The sequence below is a fragment of the Streptomyces sp. NPDC054863 genome (assembly GCF_053610825.1).
This window is the reverse complement of sequence record NZ_JBSGZD010000003.1, coordinates 34,713-48,296: the sequence shown is the minus strand read 5'-3', so window position 1 is coordinate 48,296 and position 13,584 is coordinate 34,713. Positions and strand designations below refer to the sequence as shown.

Sequence of the window (13,584 nt, the reverse complement as noted above, 5' to 3'; positions counted from 1 at the left end):
GACTTCTCCGTCCGCGCGTCCCCGCCGTTCCCGAGACCGCCTTCCGGAGGCCCTCCGCAATGTCTCAGCCGACGACCAGCACTCGCCGAACAGGCGGCGTCGTCCCCGTACTCGCCTTCGCCGGAATCGTCGTCGCGGTCATGCAGACCCTGCTCGTGCCGGTGATCAAAGATCTGCCCGAGCTGCTGAGCACCTCCCCGTCGAACGCGACCTGGGTCATGACCGCGACCCTGCTCGCGGGTGCGGTGTCCACCCCGATCATGGGCCGTCTCGGCGACCTCGCGGGCAAGCGCAGGATGCTGATCGTCAGCCTCGCGGTCATGGTGGTGGGTTCGCTGGTCTGTGCCTTCACCGACCAGCTCCTCGTGATGATCGCGGGCCGTGCGCTACAGGGCTTCGCGATGGGTGCCATCCCGCTCGGCATCGGCCTGATGCGCGACATGCTGCCGGCCGAGAAGCTCGGCTCGGCCATGGCACTGATGTCCTCCTCCATAGGCGTGGGCGGCGGCCTCGCGCTGCCGCTCGCCGCGCTCGTCGCCCAGCACGCCGACTGGCACATGCTGTTCTTCGGTGCGGCAGGGCTCGGGGTGGTGTCGATCGTCCTGACGCTCGTCGTCGTACCGGAGAGCCCGCTGCGGGCCAAGGGCGGTTTCGACGTCGCGGGCGCTCTCGGGCTCGCGCTCGGCCTGGTGCTGCTCCTGCTGCCGGTCACCAAGGGCAGCGACTGGGGCTGGGGCAGCTCCACCACGCTGGGTCTGTTCGGCGCCTCGCTCGTGGTGTTCCTCGCCTGGGGCGTGATGGAGCTGCGCAAGAAGGCTCCGCTCGTGGACCTGCGCACCACCGTCCGCCGCGAGGTGCTGCTCACCAACCTCGCCTCGATCATGGTCGGTGTCGCCTTCTACGCGATCTCGCTGGTGCTCCCCCAACTGCTCCAGCTCCCGTCCTCCACCGGCTACGGCCTCGGCCGGTCGATGGTCGTCGCGGGTCTGTGCGTCGCGCCGCTCGGTCTGACGATGATGTTCACCGCGCCCCTCTACGCCCGTCTGTCGGCGCGGTTCGGCCCGAAGGTCACCCTGATCCTGGGCATGCTGATCATCGCGATCGGGTACGGCGGCGGGCTCGGCCTGATGAGCGCCGCCTGGCAGACGGTTCTCATCTCGGTGGTCATCGGCGCGGGCATCGGCCTTGCCTACTCGTCGCTGCCCGCGCTCATCATCGGGGCGGTCGACCCGTCCGAGACGGGCGCGGCCAACGGCCTCAACACCCTGATGCGCTCGATCGGCACCTCGGTGTCGTCGGCCGTCATCGGCATGGTGCTGGCCAACACGGCGCACCACGTGGGCGGCGTCGCGGTCCCCACGATGCACGGCTTCCGCATCTCCTTCCTCATCGCCACGGCCGCGGTCGTGGTGGGCCTGGGGTTCGCCCTGTGCCTGCCCAAGCGGCGCGCGGCCGTCGTGCAGCAGCTCGTACCGCAGCAGTCCGTACAACAGCACGTGCAGTTGCGGGCGAGCAGCGAGGAGGACGCCCTCCTGGAGCGTGCCGAGGAGGCGCTCGCGGCGTTCCGCGGCCGGGTCCTCGACCCGGCGGGGGCACCCGTGTCCCACGCCAAGGTGACGCTGATCGACCGGCACGGCCGCCAGGCGGGCGCCGCGCTGACCGACACCGGGGGCCACTACTCGCTCGCGGTGCCGGCCGGCGGCCCGTACGTCCTCGCGGCGACGGCAGCGGGCCACGCCCCGCGCGCGTCGGCCGCCACGCACGACGGCGAGGACCGACCGGTGCGGCTGGACCTGGCGCTGAAGCCGGCCGCCGAGCCCGTCGCACAGGGATAGCGCGACGGGGGCGCGGTACTGCGGCGGTACTGCGTACGGCCCAGTCCCCCGCGCTCCTGTGCCGACCGATGTCTTCACAGGCCGTATGGACACCGAGGCGACCGAGGACACCGACCGCAGGCCGTCGGCCGCCGCGTACCGCAATCTGTTCGTGGCGACGATCGGGTTCACGCCCACGTTCTGGGCCTGGGACCTGAGCGCGCCGCCGGCCGCCGGTGACAAGGAGCGGCTGGGCCTCAGCTCGGGCTCGGCGGCACGACGTTCGCGATCGGTGTTCCGCTGGTCAACTCCTGGTTCCCGCCCGAAAGGCGGGGCTTCGCCCTCGTCTGGCAGGTCACACCGCAGGCCCGGGTGGGCAGCGCGACCGGCATCGTCGGTGCCGTGGGCGGCCTCGGCGGGTTCGTGCCGCCGCTGCTCATGGGCGCCGTCCACTGCGCCAAGGACTCGTACTCGATCGGCTTCATGCTGCTGTCCGACCTCGCGCCGGCCGGGTGCGTGTACGCGTACGTCCGGATGCGCACCCGGCGCCCGGCCCTGTGAGCCGGGGCTACGTGCCGCCGGAGCTACTTGCCGCCGGGGCTACTTGCCGAGGGCGTACGCGCTCCAGATCCGGAGCGGGAGGACGTTGCCGCGTCCCGAGCCGGTTCCGCCCACGTCCTGCATTCCCAGCAGTTGGGGGGTGTCCGGCTTGCTGCGGAACATCGTGACGGCCGTGGTGAGCCCTTCGGTGGTGCCGATGAACCAGGCCGACCTCATCCGGTCGTCCTTGCCGGTCGACCCCGCGTAGACGTCGCTGCCCATCACCGGCCTGATGAACGCGGCGGTGTTCTTCCCGTCGTCCGCCAGCGCCTTCCAGGCCACCCCGCCCAGAGCGGCCTTCACGTCGCCCGCCACCTTGGCGTCCATCGCGCGCTGCGGCTCGGGCTTCTCGAATCCCTCGACCTCCTCGCCGTCCCGGGTCACCCGGGTCACCGGGTAGGGATCGGCCCGCATGCCGTTGTTGGTGAAGGCGGTGTACGCGTCCGCCATCCTGACCGCGCTCGGGGTGGACGTGCCCAGGGGGAAGGACTTGTCCAGGCGGGCCAGGCTCTTCTCGTGCAGCCCGGCCTGGACCACGAAGTCCTTCACCTTCGCCATCCCGATGTGCTTGCCGAGTTGCGCGAAGGGGGCGTTCGCGTGCTTCTGCAGCGCGTCGTAGAAGGTCGTCGGCGTCGCGCCCCGTGCCGCCGGGCCGGTGACGCCGCCGCCCGGCGTGCGGACGGGCACCCCGCCCGCGGAGACCGTGACCAGCCGCCCCGCGGTGTCGAAGCCGCTCTCCAGGGTGACCCCGTCGCCGTGCTGGAGGCCCGCGGCCAGGACGAAGGGCTTGAAGGCCGAACCGACGGGGACGCCCGCGGTGTCGGCGTTGTTGGCGAAGTGGGTGACCGCGTCGGCCCCGCCGTACACCGCGACCACGGCCCCGTCGGCCCGCACGGAGGCTGCGCCCACCTCGACGTGCTTGTCCTCCTCGCGCTTCTTGGGGTCGAGGTCGCGCCGCTGCACGCCCCGCACGGCCCGTTCCAGCTGCTGCACCCTGGTCTTCTCGAAGGTGGTGCGCACCCGGTAGCCGCCCCGGGCGAGGTCCTTGTCGGTGAGGCCCGAGCGCTTCTTGACGTACTTGTTGGCGATGTCGACGAGATAGCCGGTCTGGCCGCCGAGGCTGGTCGGCTTGGCGAGCTTGCGGGGCTCGGGGAACGTCTGGTACTTGTCCCGCTCGGCCTGTGTCATGGTGCCGGTCTCCACCTGCCGGTCGAGGATCCACTTCCAGCGCGCGACGGCGCGTTGGTGGTTGCCGCCTTCGCCCGCGGGGTCGTACTCCTCCGCCCCCTTGAGCAGGGTCGCGAGCAGTGCCGCCTGGCTGGGGTCGAGGTCCTTCGCGGGGACTCCGTAGTAGGCGTGCGCCGCCGCCTGAATGCCGTTCGCACCGCGGCCGAACCAGCTGGTGTTCAGATATCCCTGGAGGATCTCCTCCTTGGACTTCTTGTTGTTGAGCTTCAGCGCGATGAAGAACTCCCGGAACTTCCGGGTGGCCGACTGCTCCTGGCTGAGGTAGGTGTTCTTCGCGTACTGCTGGGTGATGGTGGAGCCGCCCTGGGTCTCGCCGCCCTTGACCACGCTGACGACCGCGCGGGCGATCCCCTTCACCGACACCCCCGAGTCGGAGTAGAAGGTCTCGTTCTCGGCGGCGATGACGGCGCGTTCCACGGAATCGGGTATGTCGGCGAGGGTGACGTTCTGCCGGTTGACCGCGCCCACGCTCACCATCTGGCTGCCGTCCGCCCAGTAGTAGACGGTGCCCTGCCGGCTCGCCTCGGCGTTCTCCTCCGGGATGTCGACGGAGGCGTACACGAAGGCGAACAGCCCGGCCACCGCACCGAATCCGAGCAGGAACCCGGTCAGTGTCTGGAGGCGCGAGGGGATCCAGCGGCGCCAGCCGCTGCGCCCCCGGCGCGGGTAGTCGACCCGGGGCGCACGAAGTCCACGGCGGCCACCGAGCGCACGGAGTCCCAGGAGTCCCCGGAGTCCACGGCCGCGTTTCGGGCGGCTGGAGTGTCGGGCCATGCGTCAGCTCCTCGTTCACAAGTCCGCTCCTTCGTGGCGCGGGCTTGTGAGAGGAGATGTTCCGGATCGCGATCAGGTTGTCTCGGTGACCCGTCCGGCACGGGTGGTCATACCTCTCGGCAGCGCGGGTCGGCCGGTGGTCCACCGCTGGTCAGCGCGGGGTCACCCAGAGTTCAGCGGGGGGCCGCCCCGCCCCCGTACCCCTTGAGCAGCGGCTCCAGCGCGCCCGTCAGCGCCCCGATCGCCACGTCGCGCAACTCCGTCCGTGTGCACGTCTCGTCGACCAGCCAGTCCACGCACATCACCTGTACGAAGACGAGCCAGCCCTTCACGACCGCCGACATCGCCTCCCTGAGCCCCGGGTCCGTGACGCCGAACGCGTCGACCACCCGCTCGCGCAGCGCGTCGAGTTCGTTCGCGATGACGGTCTGTACGAGCCGGTCACCGGCCAGGAGGCGGTTCGCCGCGATCACGGTGTTGCGGTGGTCCGCGAAGTACGCGATGTGGGCGTCCAGCCCTTCGACGAGCTGCTCGTGCAGGGTGTCGGCCGGATCGAACCGCGACTGCGCGAGCAGCTTGTCCGCCACCTGCTGGTAGATCGCCACGAACAGATCGCGCTTGCAGGCGAAGTGACGGTAGAGCAGCGCACGCGAGACACCGGCCGCTTCCGCGACGTTCTCCATCAGGACGTCGTCGTAGGCGTGCGCGGCGAAGAGCTCCGCGCCGACGGAGAGCAGTTGGGCCCTGCGGTCGTCGGGGGTGAGGCGTTTGCGGGTACCGGAAGCACGGGGCGCACGGGGAGTTCTGGAAGGCACGGCACCCACCTTACTTGACACATGTCTACTTACCCCCACTACCTTGGTGGACACACGTCAACCAAGCGCCAACAGGGCGCAGGACAAAGGAGGTTGCATCATGTCCACCGCTCTCAAAGTGCTCGCCCGCATCATGGGCGTGACCTGCGTGGCGATCGGCGTGTTCCACATCGTCGTCGGCAACGCCTCGGTCCCCGGCGGGGAGGACGCGGGCCCCACCATCGACAGCCTGGGCCGCTTCTTCGGCGCGATCTTCGCCGGGTACGGGCTCGCCTGGCTGTGGGTGGCCCGGCAGAAGCCGGTACCCGCGGCGGCCGTACGCGCCCTGGCGGGGATCTTCCTCCTGGGCGCGGCGGGCCGGCTGCTGTCACTCGCCGACGTCGGGTGGCCGCACTCGTTCCAGATCGTCCTGCTGGTGATCGAACTCGCCCTGCCGCCCGTGTACTTCTGGCTGGCGACCGCCGACGAGAAGCGGCACGCGGCGACGGCGGCGGGCGGACCGAAGGGCGACCCGGTGCGCGCGTGAGGGGCCGCTCCCGGTCACCCCGTACGGCGGGCGGGGAAGGCCCGGCGGTAGTCGCTCGGGGACACCCCGATCTGCTTGAGGAAGTGGTGGCGGAGGTTGTTGGCCGTGCCCAGGCCGCTCAGCCCGCCGATCTTCTCGACCGGCAGGTCCGTCGATTCGAGGAGGCTCTGGGCGCGCGCGAGGCGCTGGTTGAGGAGCCACTGGAGCGGGGTGGTGCCGGTGGCCGCCTGGAGCCGCCGGTGCAGGGTGCGCGGACTCATGGCCGCGCGCCGTGCCAGCTCCTCGACGGTCAGGGGCTCGTCGAGGTGGGCGCGGGCCCAGTCCAGCACCGGGCCCAGGCTCCCGGCGTCGGTGGCGGGCACGGACAGGTCGATGAACTGCGCCTGGCCGCCGTGCCTGTGGGCGGGCACCACCATCCGCCGGGCCAGCTGGTTGGCGACGTGCGCGCCGAGGTCGCGGCGTACGAGGTGCAGGCAGAGGTCGAGTCCCGCCGACAGTCCCGCGCTGGTGAGTACATCGCCGTCGTCCACGTACAGCACCGAGTCGTCGACCCGCACCTTCGGGTAGCGGGCGGCGAGCTGGGCGGTGTGCATCCAGTGGGCGGTGGCGCGGCGTCCGTCGAGCAGGCCCGCCTCGGCGAGCGCGAAGGCGCCCGTGCACAGGGAGACCATGCGGGCGCCCGCGTCGTGGGCCCGGCGCAGTGCCGTGATCAGTGCCGGGGAGAGTGGTCTGCCCTCCTCGACGCAGGCGTCGGGCACGGAGGCGACGACGACGGTGTCGGCCCCCACGAGGTCGTCGAGCCCGTAAGGGGTACGCAGCGACAGTCCGGCTCTGCTCGCCCAGTCGTCCGGCCGTGGCTCCTCCTCCCCCGCGCTGCACAGCCGCAGGTCGTACCAGGGGTCGGCGAGGTCGGCCTGCGGCTTTCCGAACACGGTGCAGGGGATGCTCAGCTCGTACAGGTCCCACGAGGAGACCGCGATGTCCTCGGGCACGACGACGGCGACGGAACCAGGGTTCATGCTCCGGAGCCTATGGCAGGAATTTGGTGGTTGCCGTCACCGCTGCCACTGTCTTCGGCCCTTGCGCGCTGAGATCTTGTTCTCACGAGATCGAACGCCGCAGATGCGGCCGAACAGGGAGCAACAGCATGACTTCTGACAATCCATCAGCAACCAACATCGCGGCAGTGACCGTCCTCGGGCTGGGCAACATGGGCTCGGCGCTGGCCGCCGCCCTGCTCGGCCGGGGCCACCGGACCACCGTCTGGAACCGCACCGCCGAAAAGGCCCGCGCGCTCGTCGACCGCGGCGCCCGCCCCGCCGCGACGCCCGGGGAAGCGATCGCCGCGAGCCCGCTGATCGTGGCCTGCGTACTGGACTACGACGCGCTGTACGCCGTCCTCGACCCCGTCGCCGACGCCCTCGCGGGCAAGACCCTCGTCAACCTCACCTCCGGCTCCCCGGAACAGGCGCACGAGGCCGCCGCATGGGCCCGCCGGCACGGCGCCGACTACCTCGACGGCGGGATCATGACCACCCCGCCGGGCGTCGGCAGCCCCAAGATGATGTTCCTGTACAGCGGTTCGGCGGACGTCTTCGCCACCCACCGCCCGACCCTGGCCGCCCTGGGCGATCCCCTGCACCTGGGCACCGACCCCGGCCTGGCCTCGCTGTACGACTCCGCCCTGCTCGGCCTCATGTGGTCCACCCTGACCGGCTGGCTGCACGGCACCGCGCTGGTCGGCGCGGAGAAGATCGACGCCACCGCCTTCACCCCCGTCGCGGTCCGCTGGCTGACCGCCGTGGCCGGTTTCATGACCACCTACGCGCCTCAGGTGGACGCCGGACAGTACCCGGGCGACGACGCCACCGTCGACGTGCAGATAGCGGCCGTCGACCACCTCCTGCACGCGGCGGAGGACCGCGGCCTCGACAACGCCCTGCCCGAACTCCTGAAGTCCGCCATGGAACGTGCCAGGGCGGCGGGCCACGGCTCCGACAGCTACGCGAGCGTCATCGAGGTCCTGCGGGGGCCGACGGACCGCGGGTGAACAGCCCGCGGGAGAGCCGCCGGCCCGAGGGCAGGTGTTCAGGGAAAGGCCGCCTCGGAATCCGGAACTCCTGGGAAAGCGGCGGCCGTCGGCGCGCGTCCCTGGGCAGCGGCACGGTGCAGCGGCGTCCTGGTACCGGTCAGCGGCAGGCCCGTGCCGCCGTACCGGGCCGCGACGATCTCCGCCGCGATCGACAGCGCGGTCTCCTCCGGGGTACGGGCGCCGAGGTCGAGCCCGATCGGTGACCGGAGACGGGCCACCTCGCTTTCGGACAGGCCGACTTCGCGCAGCCGGTGCAGCCGGTCCTCATGGGTGCGGCGCGAGCCCATCGCGCCGACGTACGCCACCGGCATCCGCAGGGCCGCCTCCAGGAGGGGCACGTCGAACTTGGCGTCGTGCGTGAGCACGCACAGCACCGTGCGCGCGTCGGTGGCCGTGCGGCGCAGATAGCGGTGCGGCCAGTCGACGACGACCTCGTCCGCCTCCGGGAAGCGGGCCGGGGTGGCGAAGACGGGCCGGGCGTCGCACACCGTCACGTGGAACCCCAGGAAGCTGCCGGTGCGGACGAGCGCCGCCGCGAAGTCGACCGCACCGAAGACGATCATCCGGGGCGGTGGCACCCGGCACTCGACGAACAGGCTCACCCCACCGGGGCAGTTGGCCCCGTCGGCGGAAACGTCGACGGTGCCCGTACGGCCGAGGCCAAGCAGCGCTCCGGCCTCGTCCCGCGCGATGCGGTCCAGCTGCGCGGTGCTGCCGAGAGTTCCTTCGTACGAACCGTCGGAGCGCACCAGCAGCGCCGCGCCCAGGAGCCCCCGCGGTCCGCGCACGACCCGTACGAGCGCCGCCGCCCCACCCTCGGCGAACGCCGTCAGGGCGGCGGCGATCACGGGCCTGGCGGGTGCGTCGGCCCGGACCGGCGTGACCAGGACCTCCACGGTTCCGCCGCAGGTCAGCCCAACCGCGAAGGCATCGTCGTCGCTGTAGCCGAAGCGTTCGACGACCGGTCTGCCGTCGGTGAGGGCCTGTTGGCACAGTGCGTACACCGCGCCTTCCACGCACCCGCCGGAGACCGAACCGATCGCCTCGCCCGCCGCGTCGACGGCGAGGGCGGCGCCCGGTTCTCGCGGTGCGCTGCCGCTCACTGCGACCACGGTGGCGACCGCGAAGTCGCGCCCCTCGTCGGTCCAGCGGCCCAACTGCCCTGCAATGTCAAGCACGTTCGGCCTTCGGGTCGGCCAGCAGGACGCGGTCGGGGCGGATCGGCAGGTGGCGGTGGCGTACGCCGGTCGCGTGCCAGACCGCATTGGCGATCGCCGCCGCAGCGCCGACGATGCCGACCTCGCCGATGCCCTTGATCCCGACGGGGTCGTCCTCGTCCCGGTCGTCGGGAAGCCAGTCCGCCTCGACGTGCGGGACGTCCGCGTGGGCCGCGACGTGGTAGCCCGCCAGGTCGGCGCCGACGAGGGCGCCCGAGTTCCGGTCCCGTACCGCCTCCTCGTGCAGGGCCATGGAGATGCCCCAGATCATTCCGCCCGCCAGCTGGTTGCGGGCGGTCAGCGGGTTGACGATCCGGCCCGCCGCGAAGATGCCGAGCATCCGGCGCACCCGTACCTCGCCGGTGGCGACGTCGACGGCCACCTCCGCGAACTGCGCGCCGAAGGAGTGCCGTTCACGCTGCGGCAGCGCCATGACCGCCTGCGTCGTGTCGGAGCGCACGGTGACGCCCTCCGGCGGGATGTCGCCGCCGGGCACGAGCAGGGTGCGCAGCTCCTGGGCGGCGGCGGTGATCGCCCAGGCCCAGGAGCGGGTGCCCGCCGAGCCTCCCGCGACCATCGCGGGACCGAAGTCGCTGTCCCCGATCAGGACACGCACCCGGTCGGGGGCCGTCTCCAGGGCGTCGGCGGCGATCAGAGTGAGCGCGGTCCGCGCGCCCGTCCCGATGTCCGCCGCGGTGATCCGGACGGTGAAGCGGCCGTCGGGCTCGGCCGTGATCGCGGCCGTCGACGGCATGGCCCCGGCGGCGAAGGAGGCCGCCGCCGTGCCCGTGCCCAGCAACCAGCGCCCCTCGCGGCGCAGTCCCGGACGGGGGTCGCGGTCCGCCCAGCCGAACCTGGCCGAGCCCTCCCGGAAGCAGTCCAGCAGTCGCCGCCCCGCGAACGGCAGGCCCGACACGGGCCCCCGGTCGGTTTCGTTGCGGGCGCGCAGGACGATCGGGTCGACGCCGCACTTCTCCGCCAGCTCGTCGAACGCGCTCTCCAGCGCGAACGACCCGGGCGCCTCGCCCGGTGCGCGCATGAACGTCGGGTTCGGCACGTCGAGCGGTACCACCTGATGGGCGGTGCGGTGCGCCGGGGCGTCGTAGAGCACCCGGCCCGGCGTGGCGCTCGGCTCCAGGAACTCGGCCCTCGTGGAGGTGAGGTTCAGCGCGGTGTGCTCCAGCGCGCGCAGCCGCCCGTCGGGTCCCGCGCCGAGCCTGACCCGCTGGGCCGTGGGGCTGCGGTAGCCGGCCAGCGTGAACATCTGACGCCGGGTCAGCACCACCCGGACCGGGCGCCTCAGGAGCGTCGTGGCCATCACCGCCGCCACCTGGTTCGCCCGCAGGCCCTTGGAGCCGAAGCCGCCGCCGATGTGCTCGGAACGCACGTGCACCGAGGCCGGGTCGAGCGAGAACAGGTTCGCCAGGTCGCCCTGCACCCACCGGGCACCCTGGTTGGAGTCGACGATTTCGAGCCGCCCGTCCTCCCAGCGCGCCGTCGCCGCGTGCGGCTCCATCGAGGCGTGGTGCTCCTCGGGCGTGGTGTACTCGGCGTCCACGACCACGGCGGACCGGGCGAGTTCGGCCGCCAGGTCGCCCTTCTCGGTCACCGCCGCCGCGTGCGGGACGTCCGTCGCCGTGACGGCCCCCGGCCTGCCGGGGTAGAACGCCGCGTCGTGCGGTTCTTCCGCGTAGCGCGCCACGAGCGACTCGGCGGCCTCCCGCGCCTGCTCGGACGTCTCGGCGACGACCAGCGCCACCGGCCAGCCCGCGTACGGCACGCGGTCGTCCTGGAAGAGTGCGACCGCGGGGTCGGGTGTCAGTCCCAGGAACGACGGGTGCCCGGCGTCCAACCGCGGGGCGTTCCCGTGGTGCAGCACCGCGAGCACACCGGGCATGGCGAGGACGGCCGCGTCCTCCACCGCGAGGATGCGACCGCGCGTCACCGTGGACAACGCCAGCCAGCCGTGGGCGAGTTGGTCGAAGGGGATCTCGGCGGAGTAGCGGGCGGCCCCGGTGACCTTGGCGTACCCCTCCACCCGTGAGTGCGCGGTACCGACGGAGCCCTTCAGGGGGGTGGCACTGGTCATCGGGTGGCCTCCTCGGCGAGTTCGGTGAGTACGGCGACCACCAGATTGCGGACGAGGGGCACCTTGTACGCGTTGTGTGCCAGCGGCGAAGCGGCGGCGAGTTCGGCGTCCGCCGCGGCGGCGAAGGTGTCGGCGTCCGCCGGTGCACCCCTCAGTACCCGCTCGGCCTCCAGGGCGCGCCACGGCCGCGAGGCGACCGCGCCGAGAGCGAGGCGCACGTCCCGTACGACACCCGCCTCGACGTCGAGCGCGGCGGCGACCGAACCGATCGCGAAGGCGTACGAGGCGCGCTCGCGCACCTTCCGGTAGCGGGAGGCGGCGGCCACCGGGGCGGGCGGCAGGGCGATGCCGGTGATCAGCGCGCCGGGCGGCAGCGCGGTCTCCCGGTGCGGAGTGTCGCCCACCGGCAGATAGAAGTCGGGAAACGTCAACTCACCCCGCCCGTCGGTCGTTTCGTACGACACGACCGCGTCGAAGGCGGCGAGTGCGACGGCCAGGTCGGAGGGGTGCACGGCCACGCAGTGGTCGGAGGCCCCGAGGATCGCGGCGTTGTGGTGCTCACCGGTCGGGGCGGGGCAGCCGGTGCCGGGTGAGCGCTTGTTGCAGGGCCGGGCGACGTCGGTGAAGTAGCCGCAGCGGGTGCGCTGGAGGAGGTTCCCGCCGACCGTGGCCATGTTGCGCAGCTGCCCGGAGGCCCCGGCCAGCACGGCCTGCGTCAACGCCGGGTAGCGGAGCCTGACTTCGGGGTGGGCCGCGAGGTCGCTGTTGGTGACGGTGGCGCCGATGCGCAGGGTGCCGTCCGCCGCCGACTCGATGCGGTCCAGCGGAAGGCCGCGCAGGTCCACCAGCCGGGCGGGCCGCTCCACGCCGGACTTCATCAGGTCGACGAGATTGGTGCCGCCGCCGAGGAACCGGGCCTGGGGGTCGGCGTCGAGGAGCGCGAGCGCGCCGGGGACGTCGTACGCGCGCTGATAGCCGAACTCCCTCATGCGGCGGTCTCCTTGGAGTCGATGGCCGTGCCTTGTCGGGCGTGGGCGGCCGTGTCTTCCCGAACATGGGGGGCCGTGTCCTGTCGGGTGTCGGCCGCCCGCGCGACCGCCTGGACGATCGAGCCGTACGCACCGCAGCGGCAGAGGTTGCCGCTCATCCGTTCACGGATCTCGTCACCGGTGAGCGGCGGTGGTACGTCCCGGGGCCGCACGTCCTCGGTGGCCGCGCTGGGCCAGCCGGCCGCGTGCTCCTCGATGACGGCGACGGCGGAGCAGATCTGGCCCGGGGTGCAGTAGCCGCACTGGAGGCCGTCCAGATCGAGGAAGGCCTGCTGCACCGGATGCAGCCGCCCGCCCTCGGCCAGTCCCTCGACGGTGCGGATCTCGCGCCCCTCGGCGGCCACGGCCAACTGCAGGCAGGCCAGGGAGCGCCGGCCGTCGATCAGGACGGTGCAGGAACCGCACTGCCCCTGGTCGCAGCCCTTCTTGGTGCCGGTGAGATCGAGCCGCTCGCGCAGGGCGTCGAGCAGGGTGGTGCGGTGGTCGACGGTGAGCGAATGCTTCTCGCCGTTGACGTTCAGAACGGTGACACTGGAGGTGGATGCGGATGCGGATAAGGCCATGGTCGGTCTTCCTTCGCGCCGGCGCGGAGTGGGGGTGACGGCCTCGCGTGGACGTCACGTGTGGTTGAGTCCCCGGTACGCGTGTCCGCAGCTAGAGTGGACTCAACCGGACAGTTGTCCGTTACTGAAGTACCGGAAACGTACCGGACAATTGTCCGCTTAACAAGGCCGGTGCGTCGGCGATCCCACGAGGAGGGCGAGTGCACGAGGAGAGGGCCGTGCCCGTTCGTGTCGACGCGCAGCGCAACCGCGAGCGCATCCTGGCAGCGGCGCTGACCGAACTGACCCGCGCCGCAGACGCACCGCTGAGCACCATCGCCCGGAAGGCGGGCGTCGGCCAGGGCACCTTCTACCGCAACTTCCCCAACCGGGAAGCGCTCGTGCTGGAGGTCTTCCGCCACGAGATGCGCCAAGTCGCGGACTGCGCAAGCCAGTTGCTCGCCACCCGCCGGCCGGACGAGGCGCTGCGGGAGTGGATGAACCGGCTCGCGCTGTTCGCGATGACCAAGGCGGGCCTCGCCGAGGCGATCCGCCAGGTGACCAGCGCGCCGGGCGGCCCGGCGAAACCGGCACACACACGGATCACCGACGCCGCCGAACTGCTGCTGCGCGCCGCCGAACGGGCGGGCACCATCCGCCCCGGCGTGCTCGCCGACGATCTCCTCCTCGCCGTCGCGGGCCTCTGGCAGATCGACCCCTCCGGCGACTGGCAGCCCCGCGCCGCCCGGCTCCTGGACCTCGTCATGGACGGACTGCGCGCGGGCGCTCCGCGCAGCGCCCCGGAGTCGTGACCACGA

At 72.2% G+C, this 13,584-nt stretch carries 11 protein-coding genes and 1 pseudogene; 5 read left to right on the top strand and 7 right to left on the bottom strand.

Annotation, left to right across the window (positions count from 1 at the left end; translation table 11 throughout):
• Positions 1 to 59 precede the first annotated feature (59 nt).
• Both ACWGIG_RS01335 and ACWGIG_RS01330 read left to right on the top strand, forming a co-directional pair.
• Positions 60 to 1,835, top strand: a complete 1,776-nt coding sequence (locus tag ACWGIG_RS01335) for an MFS transporter (RefSeq protein ID WP_453319398.1) — start codon at positions 60 to 62, stop codon at positions 1,833 to 1,835.
• A gap of 315 nt (positions 1,836 to 2,150) precedes the next feature.
• Positions 2,151 to 2,375 (top strand): annotated as a pseudogene (locus ACWGIG_RS01330) (MFS transporter); the annotation flags it as partial.
• A 39-nt stretch (positions 2,376 to 2,414) separates the two neighbouring features.
• Here the strand turns inward: ACWGIG_RS01330 and ACWGIG_RS01325 are convergent.
• Together ACWGIG_RS01325 and ACWGIG_RS01320 are read right to left on the bottom strand one after the other, a co-directional pair.
• Positions 2,415 to 4,436, bottom strand: coding sequence for a transglycosylase domain-containing protein (locus ACWGIG_RS01325; RefSeq protein ID WP_453319397.1), 2,022 nt, complete (start codon positions 4,434 to 4,436; stop codon positions 2,415 to 2,417).
• A 173-nt stretch (positions 4,437 to 4,609) separates the two neighbouring features.
• A complete protein-coding gene (locus ACWGIG_RS01320; protein ID WP_453319396.1) occupies positions 4,610 to 5,251 on the bottom strand; it encodes a TetR/AcrR family transcriptional regulator in 642 nt (213 codons plus the stop codon).
• A 100-nt stretch (positions 5,252 to 5,351) separates the two neighbouring features.
• Between ACWGIG_RS01320 and ACWGIG_RS01315 the strand changes: the two genes are divergently transcribed.
• Entirely contained in the window at positions 5,352 to 5,777 is a 426-nt protein-coding gene (locus ACWGIG_RS01315; RefSeq protein WP_453319395.1) for a DUF4345 domain-containing protein, read from the top strand.
• A 14-nt stretch (positions 5,778 to 5,791) separates the two neighbouring features.
• Here the strand turns inward: ACWGIG_RS01315 and ACWGIG_RS01310 are convergent, their stop codons facing one another.
• Positions 5,792 to 6,796 (bottom strand): GlxA family transcriptional regulator, encoded by a 1,005-nt coding sequence (locus ACWGIG_RS01310; RefSeq protein WP_453319394.1) that lies wholly within the window; start codon positions 6,794 to 6,796, stop codon positions 5,792 to 5,794.
• 128 nt (positions 6,797 to 6,924) lie between these two features.
• Between ACWGIG_RS01310 and ACWGIG_RS01305 the strand changes: the two genes are divergently transcribed.
• Positions 6,925 to 7,827: an NAD(P)-dependent oxidoreductase gene (locus ACWGIG_RS01305; RefSeq protein ID WP_453319393.1), complete on the top strand. Its 903-nt coding sequence runs from the start codon at positions 6,925 to 6,927 to the stop codon at positions 7,825 to 7,827.
• A 38-nt stretch (positions 7,828 to 7,865) separates the two neighbouring features.
• Here the strand turns inward: ACWGIG_RS01305 and ACWGIG_RS01300 are convergent, their stop codons facing one another.
• The 4 genes from ACWGIG_RS01300 to ACWGIG_RS01285 are packed head-to-tail and all read right to left on the bottom strand — an operon-like array spanning position 7,866 to position 12,787.
• Positions 7,866 to 9,047 carry an XdhC family protein gene (locus tag ACWGIG_RS01300; RefSeq protein ID WP_453319392.1) on the bottom strand — a complete coding sequence of 394 codons (1,182 nt, stop codon included), beginning with the start codon at positions 9,045 to 9,047 and terminating at the stop codon, positions 7,866 to 7,868.
• A complete protein-coding gene (locus tag ACWGIG_RS01295) occupies positions 9,040 to 11,175 on the bottom strand; it encodes a xanthine dehydrogenase family protein molybdopterin-binding subunit (RefSeq protein ID WP_453319391.1) in 2,136 nt (711 codons plus the stop codon). The genes ACWGIG_RS01300 and ACWGIG_RS01295 overlap by 8 nt, the downstream gene beginning before the upstream one ends.
• Complete coding sequence (locus ACWGIG_RS01290) at positions 11,172 to 12,164, bottom strand: FAD binding domain-containing protein (protein WP_453319390.1); 993 nt, start codon at positions 12,162 to 12,164, stop codon at positions 11,172 to 11,174. The genes ACWGIG_RS01295 and ACWGIG_RS01290 overlap by 4 nt, the downstream gene beginning before the upstream one ends.
• A complete protein-coding gene (locus ACWGIG_RS01285) occupies positions 12,161 to 12,787 on the bottom strand; it encodes a (2Fe-2S)-binding protein (RefSeq protein WP_453319389.1) in 627 nt (208 codons plus the stop codon). Before ACWGIG_RS01285 ends, ACWGIG_RS01290 begins: the two co-directional genes overlap by 4 nt.
• A 218-nt stretch (positions 12,788 to 13,005) precedes the next feature.
• Between ACWGIG_RS01285 and ACWGIG_RS01280 the strand changes: the two genes are divergently transcribed.
• Positions 13,006 to 13,578, top strand: coding sequence for a TetR/AcrR family transcriptional regulator (locus tag ACWGIG_RS01280; RefSeq protein ID WP_453319388.1), 573 nt, complete (start codon positions 13,006 to 13,008; stop codon positions 13,576 to 13,578).
• Positions 13,579 to 13,584: the final 6 nt, after the last annotated feature.

Bases quoted from the DNA above. Each gene is read 5' to 3' on its own strand.
- ACWGIG_RS01315 (WP_453319395.1), top strand. From the start codon at position 5,352: ATGTCCACCGCTCTCAAAGTGCTCGCCCGCATCATGGGCGTGACCTGC.
- ACWGIG_RS01325 (WP_453319397.1), bottom strand. From the start codon at position 4,436: ATGGCCCGACACTCCAGCCGCCCGAAACGCGGCCGTGGACTCCGGGGA.
- ACWGIG_RS01310 (WP_453319394.1), bottom strand. From the start codon at position 6,796: ATGAACCCTGGTTCCGTCGCCGTCGTCGTGCCCGAGGACATCGCGGTC.
- ACWGIG_RS01290 (WP_453319390.1), bottom strand. From the start codon at position 12,164: ATGAGGGAGTTCGGCTATCAGCGCGCGTACGACGTCCCCGGCGCGCTC.
- ACWGIG_RS01305 (WP_453319393.1), top strand. From the start codon at position 6,925: ATGACTTCTGACAATCCATCAGCAACCAACATCGCGGCAGTGACCGTC.
- ACWGIG_RS01335 (WP_453319398.1), top strand. From the start codon at position 60: ATGTCTCAGCCGACGACCAGCACTCGCCGAACAGGCGGCGTCGTCCCC.
- ACWGIG_RS01285 (WP_453319389.1), bottom strand. From the start codon at position 12,787: ATGGCCTTATCCGCATCCGCATCCACCTCCAGTGTCACCGTTCTGAAC.
- ACWGIG_RS01295 (WP_453319391.1), bottom strand. From the start codon at position 11,175: ATGACCAGTGCCACCCCCCTGAAGGGCTCCGTCGGTACCGCGCACTCA.